Genomic DNA, 15,628 nt, shown 5'->3' with positions numbered 1-15,628 from the left:
TTCGGATCCGCAGACGCCTGCGAGGACGCGCCGAGGATCGATGCCCCAGCCAACACAAGCGCGCCGAGAGCCTTGATCACACGAGCCATTGAGTGTTTCTCCCAGTCCTCATAGTTGTCAGTATCCGGCGATGGGTGATGCATCCCGCTCGGATGCCGTGCGGGGCCGTGGGCCGGCCACCAGGCGGCCCAGCCGACTGTCACCCTGCTAATCGAGGCTAGGAGCTTCCGTCCTGGATCCGTCCTAGATCCGTCCTTGCGCACTCGTCTGGCGGGGCTGGTGCTGGCGGGCTGCCAGCCGAGGTCCGATAGCGCGAACGGGAAGGTGCCCGCGCGGAGCGCGGGTGTCGCCCGCTGCATCAGCAGCGGGTCGGCGCTGGGGGCGCTGGCGAAGCTCGCGGTGAAGCCGGACGGGCCGATCTCCGGCTACGACCGGATCGCCGACTTCGGCGCGGCGTGGACCGACGGCCAAGGCGCGTCCGACTGCCAAGGCGCGTCCGGCGGCCAAGGCGCGCCCGGCGGCCACAACGGCTGCGAGACGAAGGACGACATCCTGCGGTGTGATCTCACCGAGGTGAAGCTCGAGGGCAGGTGCGAGGTCGAGTCCGGTGTCCTGAAGGACCCCTGCACCGGCCGGACGATCCGCTTCACCCGGGGCCGGAAGACGAGTCCGGCGGTGCGGATCGACCATATGGTGGCGCTCGGCAACGCCTGGCAGACCGGCGCGAAGGCGCTGTCGAAGCCGGTGCGCGAGCAGTTGGCCAACGATCCGCTGAACCTGACCGCCGCGGACGGCCCGGCGAACGACGACAAGGGCGACGACGACGCCAGCGGTTGGCTGCCGCAGGCAGCGGCCGGATTCCGGTGCGAGTACGTGGCACGGCAGGTCGCGGTGAAGACGAAGTACAAGCTGTGGATCACCTCGGCGGAGAAGACCGCGATGAGCAGGATCCTGGGCGGCTCCCGCGGCCGGGTGCTGCCCACCGAGTCCAGCCACGAGGTCGCGCTGAAGTCCTCACCTGCAAGCCCTGGGGCTTCGGTCGACCGGGTCGAGCGCTACGACCCGCCGAAGTCACCGGCCGTCGTCGTGGAACGCGGGCGCGGCGGTCCGGCGCGGCGCCGGTGCCACGTCCGGTTGACGGATCAGGAGCAGGCATCGCTGCGGCGCCGGGGCGGGCTGGCGCCGACCCCCACGGAAAATTCGGTCTGGTGACCGGGGTGCTCGTAGATTCTGCCGCGGCCCCCTCGCCCAGGACGAACCCTCGTGTGCCCTTTGGGAAGGGACGGCAGACTTCCTGCGCGGGCCGGTCGTAGATCCCCACCGACGCCCCGAGCCGCATCTCTTCGCCGTCGAAACCCACGTCGGCGGCGGTCACAATGACGTCGGTGGCGTCGCCGCAGGTGAGCAGGCGCTGAGGTCGGCCCGGGTCGCGGCGTGGACGACCGCGACCCGCTCGCCCGGCAGCCAGCCGCGGGCCAGGGCGTCGCAGACCGCTTCGTCGGCAGCCGCGAACGCGGCCCGCACGTAGCGGGTGTGGCCCACGTCGGGATCTCCTCCCTCGGGTACGCGCGCGAACCAGCATGGGCCGGGGAACCGTCCGCCGAGACTGGGATGCAGGCGGGCGCTGGAATGGTGGTGCGCAGGGGTCGGCCGGCCGGTCAGCGGCCGGGGCGGTCCAGGGTGGCGCGGTGGCCGCGGGCGACGGTCACGCCATGGCGGCCGTCTGCGCCGTGCGCGTCGCTGCTGCTCCCGTAGCCGCCGTGCTCGCCGCCGTCATCGGGTGGGCAGCAGGTCACGGTGTTCGTGACGGTGGCGTGCTGGTGGTGTGCCGTGAGGGTGGTCTCGTACGGCAAGGGCAGGTCCACGGGCGTGCCGTCGATCTCGGTGATTTCGGAGCGGGTGAGCGTGCAGGCGTCGTTGCCCAGGTGGACCTGTTCACCGATCGTCACCTGGTCGCCCACGGTGTAGCCGGGGCGGGCGACGCCCCAAGGCTGCGGTGTCGGTGACGCGGTGTCGGGGCCGGTGAGGGTGAGCTGGGCGTCGAGGCCGTCGGGTTGGGTGCCCTCGGGGTAGAGGTGCCCGTCGACGTCCCACTCCTTGTCGACGGTCAGGTCGGCTTCGCCGTCGTCCTCCGCGGGCCGGTTGTAGACGGTGCAGGTGACCGCGTCCTGGCGGGGAGCGTCGACGGCGAAGCCGGGGCCGGCCGCAGACGCGGTGTTCTCCACCGGTACGCGCCGGCCGGTGTCGAGGTCGGTGCACACCGCGTTCTGGCCGCCCTGGGTGACCAGCTGGTATCCGGGGTGCTGGATCTCGTCCACCGTGACGTCAGCAGAGGGGTTGGCGCCGTAGCCGGGGGTGAAGGTGACCGTGCCGGTGCCGTCGGCGGTGGTGGTCTGGGAGTCGGGCAGGCCGGTGACTCCCGGTGTGGTGGTGGAGGCAGCGAAGGTCCACCCCGGACCGGCCGGAACCGAGCCGGTCACGTCTTCGCCGGTGGTGTCGGCCGGTGTGATCTGCTTGACCACGTTGATCGTGCCGGTGCACTTGTCCACTGCCAGGTCGTGCAGTTGGCGGCCGGCCTGGCCGAAGTCAGCGGTCTGGAAGTAGTCCGCGGCCACGGTGTTGGACCCGTCGAACGCGGTCGGTCCGGAGATCGCCCGCAGGTTCAGCCCGGACACCCCCGCGACGCCGCTGCCCACACCCAGCGCGATCACCCGGGTGTCCTTCGCCTTCACGGAGTTGGCGGAGAAGACGCCGTTCTCCACGTCAATGAAGTGGGTGTTCGACCCGTCGCCCCGGCGTTCGCCGAAACGGGTCGGGTTGCCGTCGGTCAGTACCACGGTCGCGTCGTAGTGCTCCGGTGCCTGCGCCACCGCCCACAGCGCCTGGTCCCAGTTCGTGCCCTTGCCCAGCGTCCAGTCGGCGTACAGGTCCTTGAAGGAGTCCGCTCCGGCCTGCGTGGACACCGAACGCAGCTGCGGATAGTTCACGCCCACGCTGGTGGACGGCGACGCCTCGTCGAAGGAGAACAGCGCCATCCGCGAGGGCGTGCCGGTCAGCGCGTCGGTGAAGGCGTCCGTCGCGGCCTTCAGCGCCGGCAGTTGGCTGCCGACCGACGCCGACAGGTCGAGCACGACCGCGACGTCCAGACCGCACGACGGCGGCAGCGGCGGATTGTCCCGCGAGGACTGCCATACCCCGCCCGACCGTGTGGGCAGCCCGTTGTTCGAGCTGTACATGAACTCGCGCGTCGACCGGTAGGTGTTCCCCGCTTGCAGCGGCGGGGTCTGGAACCGGTAGGGCGAGGCCACCGACCCCGAGCCGCTGCCCGGTCCGGTGCGCAGCACCGGGTTGGTGTACCACCCGGTCGGCGCCGCCGTCTGGCGCACCGTCATCACCGCGGAGTGGTTCGCCTGGCCCGCGGCGGTGTCCGGGACGACGAAGCTGCAGTCCCCCTCGGCGTCGGACGTGCACCGGGCCCACGCCTGTCCGATTGGATCGGTCGCGTCCGGACTCGCGTACAGCGCGAGGCCCACTCCTGCCAGCGGCGCCGCCTCGTCCTCAGAGACCCGGTCTCCCCCGGTCCGCACCGTCACCACGCTGCTGTCCGAACCAGGTGCCGGCACAAAACGCGCGGCCTGTGGGCTCACTGCCGCGGCAGTCACCGGAGCGGCGGCCAGTACCAGCGCGCTCAACGCGATCCAACACAACCTCTGCCTCATCGGCCTCTCCTCGACGACCAGCCACCGCCCACTGCGGCAAACCGGGATCAAAGGCACCCTAGGCACGCCGTCGGTGACCTCCGCCCGGACGCGCCCAGCACACGGGGCACACCAGCCACACGGGTCACACCGGGGACGACGGCTTCCGACTACGCCGGGGGATCCGACCAGCACCGAAGCCCGACTGTCCGCGATCCTGGAGGGCGCCGTGCGCCGGCCGTGATCCGCGCCTCCTGGACCGCCGCCGCACCGGCAGGTGACGGCGCGGCCGCGGCGGTCGTCGATGTGGACCTGGCGGCCGTGGACGTCGCTGCGACCGTCCACATCCACCGCGAGCACCTCCGCCACCGGCGCCTGCTCGCCGAGGCCCGCCGCGATCCCGCCGCGACTCCGCCGCGGCTCCGGCGCGCTCTGGTGCGGAAAATGAGCCGCGTTGCTCGATATGGCCATGTTTCGAGCTATTGTGCTCACGAATGGGACTGGCTAGCCTGCGCTGCGCAGTGATCGGGCCGTCTCAGCGGGGCCCCGCCCGGCCCTGGGATCGGATACTGAAGGCCATGTCCGTTCGACAGCCGCACCATCCAATGCAGCGACTCGACGCTGCTCACCAGGAGGAGCACCATGGCTGAACAAGGGATGCCTCGAAGGCGTTTGCTCGCCGTCGGCGGAGCGGTCGGCGTGTCGGGTGCGCTTTTGACGAGTGGTCAGTCGGCTGCTCGTGGCGAGTCGCGCGCGACCGGGCAGCCGGGGAACGGTGCGACCGGAGCCCCGGCGCCCACGCGGTTCGAGGACACCGTCGACAGCGTCAGACTTATTGTGTCGGCCGCGGCGAAGGCCCCGGGCTACACCGTGGTCGTCACCAAGTCGCCCTTCCAGATCACCACACTGCGCGATCGCAAGGTGGTGTTGCAGACCGACGCGGGCTCGTCCGCGTCGTCGGGGTCCGGCCCCGCGGTCTTCCGCACGGCACAGGGAGCGTGGGCGACCGCCACGTCCGTTACGAGCGCGCGGTGGAGCGACGGTGTGCTCGTACTGACGCTGGCGACCACCGTACCCGGCAGCACCGTGACCTACCGGATCACTCCGGCCGCTGACCGGTACCGGATGACCTGGTCGGTCCAGGGACAGGTGGCCGCGACCAAGGTGGCCAGCCATTATCTGGTCGAGTCTGCCGGTCACTGGTACGGGCAGGGCGAGGCGGTGACCGCGACCGGTGCGCCGTACATCGACCAGCCGTGGCCGTTGGACTCCGGCAAGGTCCGGGACAAGACGATGGCGCCCGCGGAGTATCTGGTCACCGAGCCGTTCTGGTTCACCCAGCGGGGCACCGGCTTGTGGGTCAACACCGAAGACGTCATGGATGTGTCCATCAACGACGCGCAGCAGGGTGTCTTCGGCTACACGCTCACCCAGAGTTCCACGATGGACGCCACCGTCTTCGTGGAACGCAACGCCAGAGACGTCTATGAGAACTACATCGGCATCACCGGCACGCCCGCCAAGAGCGACGCGTCGAGCGCGCAGTTCGCCAAGCCGTTGTGGAACTCGTGGGCGCAGTTCTACTCCGCCGTCTCACAGGACTCGCTGCTGGGCTGGGCCAGGAGTCTGCACGACGCGGGAGTGCCGGGGCACACGGTCCAGATGGACGACGGCTGGATGAGCCATTACGGCGACTTCACCTTCAACAGCAAATTCCCGGCGCCGAAGGCGATGTCCGACGAGATCCACGCGATGGGGTACGACTTCGGGATCTGGGTCACGCTGTGGATCAACACCGACGCCGACAACTTCTCCTATGCCGCCGACCACGGCTACCTCCTGAAATCGAGGACCGACCCGGCCGAACCGGGCCTGGTCAAGTGGTGGAACGGCACCGCCGGCATCGTCGACATCGCCAATCCCGAGGCCCGCGCCTGGTATGTCGGGAACCTTCAGAGCCTGCGGCAGGACTACGGCGTCGACGGGTTCAAATTCGACACCCGCTTCTACGACGAGACCTGTGCGCCGTATCCCGGTCACACCGCACTCGACTACCTCAAGCTCGGCGCGGAACTGTGCGACCAGTTCGACCTGCAAGGCGCCGGCGTACGGATCCACTGGACCGGCTCGCAGCGGTACGGCTTCGTCACCCGGCAGATCGACAAGGGAACAAGCTGGGTCTCGCTGCGCGCGGCGGTGGCGCAGAACCTCTCGATCAGCACCGTCGGCTACCCCTTCGTCGAGACGGACATGATCGGCGGTTCACTGAGCAAGGCCCCGCCTGCCAAGCAGGTGCTCGTGCGGTGGGCGCAGGCGGCGTCGCTGATGCCGCTGATGTACTCCTCCACCTCGCCGCTCGGAGTGTCCAACGCCTACGGCAGCCAGAAGTACGATCAGGAGACGGTCGACCTCTACGTCGCCGCGGTCCAGGCTCACGAACGCCTCGCGCCGTACATCGAGTCGCAGGCCGAGCGGGCGGTGCGCACCGGGGAACCGATCATGAAGCCGCTGTTCTTCAACTACCCGCAGGATGAGGCGGCCTACACGATCGCCGACCAGTGGCTGCTCGGCGACTCGCTGATGGCCGCGCCCGTTCTCACCGATCAGACGCGGCGCGACATCCATGTTCCGCCGGGCCAGTGGTACGACGTCCTGCACCGGAGGACGATCCACGGACCCGCCGAGCTGACGGGCTACGCCGCCGACCTGAGCCGGACCCCGGTGTTCGTCCTGCTGGGCACGCACGACACCGACGCCCTGATGCATGCCGTCTCCCGATGACGCGTCTCCGCGGGGGGCGCTCATCGGCGCAGTGTGGATGAGGGCCGTGCCGATTCACCACTGGGTTTTCGCATGCAGTTGGCCGTCGGCGTGTGTGAGCGGGTGGCCCGGTGCCGCGCCACGGCAATGAGGCCGGCCCGGAGTCGCGGGTGGGGACTTGGGCGACTCCGGGCCGGCTCGTGCGCGGGGGAGGGGGTCAGCCCTTGGCGCCCTTGGGGACTGCCTTCAGGGTGGAGAGGTCGCTGCGCAGGACGTCCTTGCAGTAGGAGACGTTGCCGGTGTTGTCGACGTACTTCGCCGAGACCCAGTTCGAGTTGTCGCGCAGCAGGTACCAGACGTCGTTGCCCGCGATGTTCTGGGCGCGGACCTTGCAGCGCAGGCCGACCTGCTGGTGGTAGCGCAGCGAGCCCTTGACGGACGAGTCCGTGCTCGGGAACTGGCGCTGGACCACGCCGTCACCGGCGACGACCGTGCCGTACGGGCGGGCCGGGGTGGCGGTCGGGGCGGCGGCCTGGGCGGCCGTCGCGCCGAGCAGCGTGGTGCCGAGTACGACGGCGGTGGTCAGCGCGCTGGCGCCGGTGATGATGCGGCCTCGGAGGGAAGGAAGAGCAGCGAATGTCGCCAAGGGACTTCTCCTGTTCCTGATGTGCAATGACACGCATGGGCACCGCTGAAAATACGCCGGACAATCTCCAACAACTAGGATAAATTGCCACGTTGAGCCGAACGTGCGCAGTCCTCACCCGTCTGCGGGTGCCGCCGCCACCCGGACGGCGGCCTGCGCGCGCAGCGGGTCCGCCGCCAGGGGGGCCGGTCCAGAGGTGCTAGAGGCGCTAGAGGTTGTAGCCGCCCGAGACCTCGATGGTCTGGGCGGTGACCCAGCGGGACTCGGGGGAGGTGAGGGCGGCGATCATGGGGCCGATGTCGGCGGGTTCGCCGAGGCGGCCGAGGGCGGTCTTCGCGGCGAGGGCCGGGATGACCTCGGGGAACTGGGTGAAGGCGTCGTTGGCGATGCGGGTGCGGGTGGAGCCGGGGGAGACGGCGTTGACCCGGATGCCGCGCGGGCTGAATTCCTTGGCCATGTAGCGGGTCAGGACGTCGAGGCCGCCCTTCATCGAGGCGTAGACGGAGTAGCCGGGTTCGAGGCCGGCGGACGCGGTCGAGTTGCTGCTCGTGTTGACGATGGCGCCGCCGTCGGCCATCAGGGGGAGCAGCTTCTGCGTCAGGAAGTACGGACCCTTGAGCAGGACGCGCATGAGCCGGTCGAAGGTCTCCTCGGTGGTGTCCTCGATGAGCGAGGTGAGGGAGAGACCGGCGTTGTTGACCAGGTAGTCGAAGGTGTCGCGCTGCCAGGTGTCGTGCAGTACGGCGGCCACGGTGTCGCGGAAGGCGGTGAAGGTGCCGGCCTCGCCGACGTCCAGGGGCAGGGCGACGGCTGTGCCGCCCGCCTTCTCGATGGCGGCGACGGTCTCCCGGCCGCCGGCCGGGTTGTTGGCGTAGGTCAGGATGACGCCGGTTCCGCGTTTGGCGATCTCGATCGCGGCGCTCTGTCCGATGCCGGAGCTGGCCCCGGTGACGATGGCGACGTTCATGGTGGTCCTCCAGATGGGGGTGGGCTTACGCGACCGGGTGGGCCTACGTGACCGGGCCGGATTACGTGACCGGGTGGGCCTACGCGGCCGGGTGGGCTTACGTGACCGGGCCGGATTACGCGACCGGGCGGGATCACCCGGCCGGGCGGGCCTACGCGGACAGGGCGCGGGCGAGCCAGTCGGTGCGGGTCCTGCGAGCGGTGGCCGCGATACGGGCTTGCGGGTACAGCGCGTCGAAGCCGTGGAAGCCGCCCGCCCAGACGTGGAGCTCGGCCTGGCCGCCGGCCGCCCAGATCCGGGTGGCGTAGTCGGTGTCCTCGTCGCGGAAGACCTCGGCGGAACCGGTGTCGATGTAGGCGGTCGGCAGATTCGACAGGTCGTCGGCCAGGGCGGGCGATACGTACGCGGGTACGTCGTCGCCGACGAGGCCGCCGAGCAGGCAGCTCCAGCCGAACTCGTTCATCTCGCGGGTCCATACGCCGGGTTCGTTCGCGTACTGGCGGCTGGAGGCGGTGGTGTTGCGGTGGTCGAGCATGGGGCCGATCAGCACCTGGGCGGCGATGGCCGGGGCCTGCCGGTCGCGGGCCGCCAGCGCCACCCCCGCGGCGAGGCCGCCGCCCGCGCTGGCACCCGCGACGACGATACGGGCGGGGTCGATGCCCAGCTCGGCCGCGTGCTCGGCGACCCAGAGCAGCCCCTGGTAGCAGTCCTCGACGGGGATCGTGCCGCCGGACTCCGGTGCGAGCCGGTACTCGACGGTGACCACGACGGCGCCGCACGCGTCGAGCCACTCCAGCGGAATGTCTATCTGGGAGAAGCGGTCGCCCATGACCATCCCGCCGCCGTGCATCCAGTAGACGCAGGGCGCCGCGGTGGTACGGCCGCCGGTGTCCGCGGGGCTGAAGACCGACAGCGCGATCGGTTCGCCGTCCCGGCTCGGGACGGTCACCTCGCGGCGGTCGATCGCGCGCCCTTCCAGGAGCGGTTCGACGGGCGCCGAGGAGAAGGGGCGGACCTGCGCGAGCACCTCCGGGCTGAGCCCGGACATCAGCGGCAAGTCGGCGAGCAGGTCGTGCAGTTCGGGGTCGAGGCCGGGGCGGGGCGTGGTCATGGGCGGTGCCTTTCTCAAGAGGTGGAGAGGGTGGTGGCGGCGGACTGGCGCATCAGAAAGCGGGAGCCGACGGATGAGCCGGTAAGCGGGAGCCGGCGGATGAGCCGGTAAGCGGGAGCCGGCGGATGGGAGGTCGGAGCAGGCGGATCAGAAAGCGGCCTTGCCCCGCACCGGCACGTAATCCGTGTAGTCGGACTCCTTGGCCAGCAGCGGGCCGATCCGCGCCACGATGGCCTGCGCGGCCTCGCCGGCGAAGACGCGGTGGTGGTCCTCCTCGCTGGTCCAGCCCTCGGTGACGTGGACGACGTCCGGGTCGGAGGCGGAGCGGGAGACGAGGTAGACGACGCAGTGCTCGCTCGCGCCGGGGCTGCCCTCGTCCAGACCGGTCAGCAGCAGCTCGACGAGCTGGTCGCTCATTCCGGCCTTGGCGGTCAGCGTGGCGTTGAAGCCGTAGTTCGCGTTCATGGAATCCTTCTTCTCTCCGTTGGAGTGCGGTGATTCCATTGAACCGCTCTGACCTGCGGAAACGTTAGAACGTTCCTCGCTCGTACTTGCACGATCCTCGCGGCCACGGGAGTCAGGGCGTGGTGGGGTGGTGCAATGGACGTATGACCCGTGAAGAACACCTGGACGAGCTGCGCGCCCTGCTGGCACGGCACGCGCCGCGCTCCGGCTGGACCACCGCCATCGACGGCGTCCTCGTCTCGAAGGTCGACCGCCCCGACCCGCCCGCCCCCTCGATGTCCGGCACGGTCCTGGCGGTCATCGCCCAGGGCGCCAAACGCCTGGCCCTGGGGGAGCGGGTCTTCGAGTACGGGGCCGGGCAGTACCTGATCGCGTCCGTGGATCTGCCGGTCACGGGACAGTTCCTCCAAGCCGACGCCGAGGAACCGGCGTTGGGGTTCGGCCTGGTCCTCGAACCGTCCGCAGTCGCCGAACTGCTGCTCCAGGCCGGGCCCGGCAACTCCCCCCGCACCGGGGGCGGTACGCCGTCGGGCATCGTCGTCAGCGACGCGCCGCCCGCGCTGCTCGACGCGGTCGTCCGGCTGCTGCGCCTGCTCGACGAGCCGCACGACCGGGCCGTCCTCGCGCCCCTCGTCAAGCGCGAGATCCTGTGGCGGCTGATCACCGGCGAACAGGGCGCGGCGGTACGGCAGTTCGGCCTGGCCGACAGCAGCCTCAGCCATGTCTCGCGCGCCGTGCGCTGGATTCGCGAGCACTACGCGCAGCCCTTCCGCGTCGAGGACGTGGCGCGGCAGTCCGGTATGAGCGTGTCCGCCTTCTACCGCAACTTCCAGGCGGTGACCGCGATGAGCCCGATCCAGTTCCAGAAGCAGATCCGGCTCCAGGAGGCCCGGCTGCTGCTCACCACCCACCCGGGCGACGTCACGGGGGTCGGGCAGCGCGTCGGCTACGACAACCCCTCGCAGTTCAGCCGCGAGTACCGGCGCCAGTTCGGCGCGCCCCCCAGCCGGGACGCCGCCCGCCTGCGCCGGACCGTCCGTACCGTCCGCACCCCGGCGGGCGTCCTCCCCTGAGCGGGGAAGCCTCCGGGCCGGGGCGCGGCGGGATGACCCCCGGGTGAGGGCGCTCACCCCAACGGCGGCAGTCAGGGCGCCTGTTGGACCCAGGGCAGCGTGAAGGCGGCGAAGACGATGCCGCCCGTGTCGCCGATTTCGTAGAGGTCGGCGATCGAGCCGCCCTGGAGGACGGCCAGGGTGGAGTAACCGGCGGCCTTGGACTTGATGAGCGCCTGGCGGGGCCAGGTGGCGCCGTCGTCTTGGCTGACGCGGACGGTCAGTTCGGAACGGGCGGTGGAGGCGTTGTTGCTGAGGAGCGCGACCGAGGTGGTCGTGGGGGCTCCGTTCGCGCCGAGTTGGGAGGGCTGGAGGTAGGAGATCTCGTCGGCGTTGCAACCGGGGTCGACCAGGCCGGAGTTCCAGGCCGGGCCGAACGCGCTGGCGACGTCGGTCGCTCCGGCCGGGGAGGCGTCGCCTGCGGTGGCGTACCAGCGGTTGCCGCCCGCGTTGGAGCGGAGGTTCTGGACGACCTTGCCGTTGCCGCGCTGGACGACCTTGCTCTCGTTGACGCCGGTCGCCGCCGCCGGCCCCGCGTGCCAGGTGGCGCCGTGGTCGTCGGAGTAGATGTCGCCCGCGTGGTCCACGCCGTTCTCGCGGTACACGATGGGCTGCACCAGCCGCCCGCTGGCCAGTTGGGTGCCGTGGCCCGAGGAGGCGAAGAGCCCGGCCCAACCGGTGCTCTTGACCTGGGGGTTGAGGTCGACGGGGGCGCTCCAGGTGGCGCCGTTGTCGGTCGAGGCGATGTAGCGGATGTGCATCGCGGTCGTGTCGGTCGCGGAGTTGGAGCCGGCCGCGGAACCGTAGTAGCCGATGCCGGGCGCCGGCGAGTAGTTGATGAAGGCGAACACCTTGCCGTTCGCGCCGACGGACCGGTCGACGAGCAGGCTGCTGTCCCCGTATCCCTCGTGCGTGGTGGGCGCGTGGGCGACGACGGCGGGCGCGGTCCAGGTGGCGCCGCCGTCGGAGCTGCGGCGCAGGGCGACTTGGATGTTGTTGCTCGCGCCGCCGAGGTCGGCGCTGCTGTCGACCCGCGCGTCGGCCATGGCGATGACGGTGCCGTTCCTGGTGACGGCCATGGCCGGGATGCGTACGGAGGCGGCGGTGCCGGTGTACGTCTCGTACGTGCTGCCGTCCGCCGAGAGCCGGTTGAGGCCGCTGATGGGCGTGGCCGGGCTGAACAGCGTCTGGGCGTTCAACCCCGGTGTGCCGGAGGCCAGTCCGCAGGTGGCGGTGCCGGATTCGGTACGGCTGTAGCCGGTCGGCGTGGTCGTGGTGAACGTGTACGGCGTGCCGTTGGCGACCGTCCAGTACAGCGAGTCGTCCGAGGCTCCGGCGGCGACGGTCCTGGTCCAGGGGGAGCCGCCGCGGCCGGACCAGGCGACGGTGAAGGTCTGCTGGACGGGGGAGCGGTTGACCAGCGTCACGCGCAGGGCGTGAGTGGAGGCCGGTGAACCGTCGGCGGCGCGCGGGCAGTCCATGCCGACCTGGGAGCCCAGGGCTCCGTCGCAGTTCAGCGTGCCGGACAGGGTCGTGTCCAGGCCCTGGGGCGTGGTGACGCGGAAGGAGTACGCCGTGCCGCTCGCCTTGGTGAAGAACAGGTCCGAGCGGTCGCCCGCCGCGACGGCCGGCGTCCAGGTGCCGTTCCCCGGCCACGTCACGGTGAAGGTGGTGCTCGCGGCGGTCGGATTGCCGAGGGCGACCCGTATCCGGCTGCTGACGCAGTCCTGGCTGACGACGGCGGTCTGGGCGCCCGGGGTGGCCGGGTACCCGGGCGTCGCCGTGGCCAGCGGTGCGGTCGCCGCCGCGACGACGACCGTCAGAGGGAGCAGCGTCCGGCGGACCGCCCGCGCCGCTCCCCTCCGGGCCGATCCCCTTCGCGCTGATCGGGCATACGGAGACACGGGCGGCACGGGCGGCACGACCGGTACGGACGGCACGGATGCCACGGACGGTACGGGCACTTCGGGGGAGGCGGGCGGCAACGGCGGCGGCACAGGGGACTCCTCAGCTCGCGGCGGACACCGCGCTCGACAGGACGTACCTCAGGTCTGACACCTGACGAATGACATCAGATGTCTGCTGTCGAGGGACCCTAGGGCCGGGGTCCGACCCCGTCAAGATCCGGAGCGCCGCCTCGGCGCGATGACCGCACGCTCCCGTGCCTCCGGCGTCCCCGCCTTCCCCTCCGCCGCCGCCCGCGCCTCGGCGATCCGCCGCCGGACCGGCGCGTAGTGGTCGGAGACGGCCGCGGCGAAGGCCGCCGCGTCCCGGTCGCGCGCGGCCTCCACGATTCGGTGGTGGTGGTGGACGGTCTCCACCTCCTCCGCCCTGCTGATCCCGGTGAGCTGCGGGGCCACGACGATGTAGACGTCCCAGAACGCCGCCGAGAGCTGGCCGATCAGTTCGTTGCCGAGCGGCGCGACCAGAAGGGCGTGGAAGGCCCGGTCGGCCTCGACGAAACCGGTCCCGTCGCCGCTGCCGGACGCGTTCATGTCGTCCACCAGCGCGGCGAGGGCGTCCAGGTCGGCGGAGTCGAGCGCGGCCACGATGCGGTCGGCCATGCCGCGCTCGAACAGCTCGCGCATGTCGGCAAGCTCCAGCATGAGCTGCATGTCGTCGTCGCGGTCGAGCATGCCACGGAACGTGAGGCTTTCCACGAGCGCGGACAGTCCGAGGCGGCCGACGTAGGTGCCGTGCCCCCGGCGCACCTCCACGATGTCGAGGACGTCGAGGGTCTTCACGGCCTCGCGGACGCTGGAGCGGCTGGCGTCCAGGGCCTCGCACAGCTCGTTCTCGGTGGGCAGGACGTCCCCCGGACGGAGCCCATTGTCCAGGATGTAACGTTTGATGCCCTCGCTGACCTCGTGCATCAGCAGGCGACGACCCCGTCCGTTGCCCGCATCGCGAGTTCCGTCCACCTCTTGACCCCTCTCGTTCCAACGACTACGGTCCAACCCTATCAGCCATCAGACATCTTATGTCTGATGTTGCACAGAGTGGTCGTCCCACCGGCGTACTCTGGCCGCCCGCGCCCCACTCCCGCCCGCGGAACCGCCCTCCCGGCGCCCGCGGCGGCCCGGCCGGGCACACACCACCGGCCGGGCATACGACGGCCGGTCCGCAGTCCGCCGGGCCCCGCGACCGGCTTCCGCTTCGCCCGTCTCCACCGTCCACCTCATTCCTGCTCACCCCTGCCCGGAGGTTCCCGTGTCTTCTCGACGGACACCCGCCAGAGTCGATCGCCGCGCATTCCTGCGGTACACCGGCGCGGTCGGCGCTGCCGCCGCCTTCACCGGCACCCTCGCCGCGTGCGGCGGACCCTCCTCGACCAACGCCCCCGACTCCGCGGCCAGCAAGGGGACCGGCGGCGGGACCGGCGGCGCCACCATCACGGCGGGGATCTCGTACGCCCTGTCCACCGGCTTCGACCCGATGACCTCCTCCGGCGCCACCCCGGTCGCGGCCAACTGGCACATCTTCGAGGGTCTGGTGGACCTCAACCCGGTCTCGCTCACCGCCCGCCCCGCCCTCGCCACGGCGCTGCCCGTCCAGGTCGGCCCGACGACGTACCGCGCCACCCTGCGCGACGGGGCCACCTTCCACGACGGCTCCCCGGTCACCGCCGATGACGTGGTCTTCAGCTTCGAGCGCATCCTCGACCCGAAGAACGCCTCCCTGATGGCGCAGTTCCTGCCCTTCCTGCGCTCCGCGCGGGCGGTGGACGCCCACACGGTCGAGTTCGCGCTGAAGTACCCCTTCGCGCTCTTCCCCTCCCGCATATCCGTCGTCAAGATCGTGCCGAAGAAGATCGTCCAGGCCGACGAGAAGGGCTTTGACGCGAAGCCGGTCGGCTCCGGACCGTACGCGCTGGTGTCGGCCACCCGCGAGGACAAGATCGTCTTCAAGAAGTACGCGCGGTACAACGGGCGCTACCCGGCCAAGGCCGAGGCGATGACCTGGAATCTGCTCTCGGACGCCTCCGCGCGGGTCAGCGCCGTGCAGTCCGGCCGGGTCGCGGCCATCGAGGACGTGCCGTACATCGACATGGCCGGCCTCAAGCGCAAGGTCACCGTCGAGTCGGCCGCGTCCTTCGGCAACCTCTTCCTGATGTTCAACTGCGCGAAGAAGCCGTTCGACGACCAGCGGGTGCGCCAGGCCCTGCACTACGCGCTGGACACCGACAAGATCATCGCCACCGCCATGTCGGGCCAGGCCACCCCGGCCAGCGGCTACCTCCAGCCCAGCCACCCCGACTACGTCAAGGCCGCCACGGTCTACGGCCACGACCCCGCCAAGGCCAAGGCGCTGCTCCAGGCCGCGGGCGTCAGCGACCTGAAGGTGACCGTCCTGACCACCGACACCTCCTGGGTGCAGGACATCGCCCCGCTGGTCAAGGAGAGCTGGGACGCCGTCGGCGTCAGGACCACGCTCAGCATCGGCCAGTCCTCCGCCCAGTACGCGAAGATCGACACCGGCGACTTCGACCTCCTCGTCGCCCCGGGCGACCCCTCGGTGTTCGGCAACGACGTCGACCTGCTGATGCGCTGGTTCTACGTCGGGACCTGGCCCGAGACCCGCTACCGCTGGTCGGGCACCGCCCAGGGCAAGCAGGTCGTCTCGCTGCTCGACCAGGCCGCCCGCACCACCGACGACGCGACCCGTACGAAGCTGTGGTCCCAGGTCACCGACATCGTCGCCGAGCAGGCGCCGCTCTACCCGATCCTGCACCGCAAGCTCCCGACCGCGTGGGACGGGCACGCGCTGGCCGGCTTCAGCCCCGTGCCCACCACCGGTCTGTCGTTCCTCGGCGTGTCCCCGGCGTGAGCCGCCAGGACCGGGGCCCGCGCGCCCGGTGCGTGAGCGGCT

At 70.8% G+C, this 15,628-nt stretch carries 12 protein-coding genes; 4 read left to right on the top strand and 8 right to left on the bottom strand.

Annotated elements, in window-relative coordinates; translation table 11 throughout:
* Positions 1 to 255 precede the first annotated feature (255 nt).
* Entirely contained in the window at positions 256 to 1,212 is a 957-nt protein-coding gene (locus ACIO6U_RS08785) for an HNH endonuclease family protein (RefSeq protein ID WP_401716780.1), read from the top strand.
* 159 nt (positions 1,213 to 1,371) lie between these two features.
* On the opposite strand, the gene ACIO6U_RS08780 is transcribed toward ACIO6U_RS08785, so the two are convergent.
* Positions 1,372 to 1,542: a hypothetical protein gene (locus tag ACIO6U_RS08780; protein ID WP_401716778.1), complete on the bottom strand. Its 171-nt coding sequence runs from the start codon at positions 1,540 to 1,542 to the stop codon at positions 1,372 to 1,374.
* Positions 1,543 to 1,658: 116 nt separating this feature from the next.
* Complete coding sequence (locus ACIO6U_RS08775) at positions 1,659 to 3,587, bottom strand: vWA domain-containing protein (RefSeq protein WP_401716775.1); 1,929 nt, start codon at positions 3,585 to 3,587, stop codon at positions 1,659 to 1,661.
* 948 nt (positions 3,588 to 4,535) lie between these two features.
* On the opposite strand from ACIO6U_RS08775, the gene ACIO6U_RS08770 reads away from it, so the two are divergent.
* Entirely contained in the window at positions 4,536 to 6,479 is a 1,944-nt protein-coding gene (locus ACIO6U_RS08770; RefSeq protein WP_391159508.1) for a TIM-barrel domain-containing protein, read from the top strand.
* 196 nt (positions 6,480 to 6,675) lie between these two features.
* On the opposite strand, the gene ACIO6U_RS08765 is transcribed toward ACIO6U_RS08770, so the two are convergent.
* From ACIO6U_RS08765 to ACIO6U_RS08750, 4 genes are all read right to left on the bottom strand, one after another.
* On the bottom strand, positions 6,676 to 7,104 hold the full coding sequence (locus ACIO6U_RS08765; protein ID WP_401716772.1) for an SH3 domain-containing protein: 429 nt from the start codon (positions 7,102 to 7,104) through the stop codon (positions 6,676 to 6,678).
* Positions 7,105 to 7,312: 208 nt separating this feature from the next.
* Entirely contained in the window at positions 7,313 to 8,071 is a 759-nt protein-coding gene (locus ACIO6U_RS08760; protein WP_401309756.1) for an SDR family NAD(P)-dependent oxidoreductase, read from the bottom strand.
* Positions 8,072 to 8,222: 151 nt separating this feature from the next.
* A complete protein-coding gene (locus tag ACIO6U_RS08755) occupies positions 8,223 to 9,182 on the bottom strand; it encodes an alpha/beta hydrolase (protein WP_401716769.1) in 960 nt (319 codons plus the stop codon).
* Positions 9,183 to 9,329: 147 nt separating this feature from the next.
* Positions 9,330 to 9,647, bottom strand: a complete 318-nt coding sequence (locus ACIO6U_RS08750; protein ID WP_355336309.1) for an antibiotic biosynthesis monooxygenase — start codon at positions 9,645 to 9,647, stop codon at positions 9,330 to 9,332.
* A gap of 143 nt (positions 9,648 to 9,790) precedes the next feature.
* On the opposite strand from ACIO6U_RS08750, the gene ACIO6U_RS08745 reads away from it, so the two are divergent.
* Entirely contained in the window at positions 9,791 to 10,720 is a 930-nt protein-coding gene (locus ACIO6U_RS08745) for an AraC family transcriptional regulator (RefSeq protein WP_355336311.1), read from the top strand.
* Positions 10,721 to 10,791: 71 nt separating this feature from the next.
* Here the strand turns inward: ACIO6U_RS08745 and ACIO6U_RS08740 are convergent, their stop codons facing one another.
* Complete coding sequence (locus ACIO6U_RS08740) at positions 10,792 to 12,663, bottom strand: exo-alpha-sialidase (RefSeq protein ID WP_401716765.1); 1,872 nt, start codon at positions 12,661 to 12,663, stop codon at positions 10,792 to 10,794.
* A 213-nt stretch (positions 12,664 to 12,876) separates the two neighbouring features.
* Positions 12,877 to 13,632: an FCD domain-containing protein gene (locus ACIO6U_RS08735; RefSeq protein ID WP_355336437.1), complete on the bottom strand. Its 756-nt coding sequence runs from the start codon at positions 13,630 to 13,632 to the stop codon at positions 12,877 to 12,879.
* Between the two features lie 337 nt (positions 13,633 to 13,969).
* On the opposite strand from ACIO6U_RS08735, the gene ACIO6U_RS08730 reads away from it, so the two are divergent.
* Entirely contained in the window at positions 13,970 to 15,586 is a 1,617-nt protein-coding gene (locus tag ACIO6U_RS08730; RefSeq protein ID WP_401716763.1) for an ABC transporter substrate-binding protein, read from the top strand.
* Positions 15,587 to 15,628: the final 42 nt, after the last annotated feature.

Source organism: Streptomyces sp. NPDC087422 (assembly GCF_044744145.1).
GTDB lineage: Bacteria > Actinomycetota > Actinomycetes > Streptomycetales > Streptomycetaceae > Actinacidiphila.
Note: the sequence above shows the minus strand (reverse complement) of the source record. Positions and strands in the feature narration are given on the sequence as shown.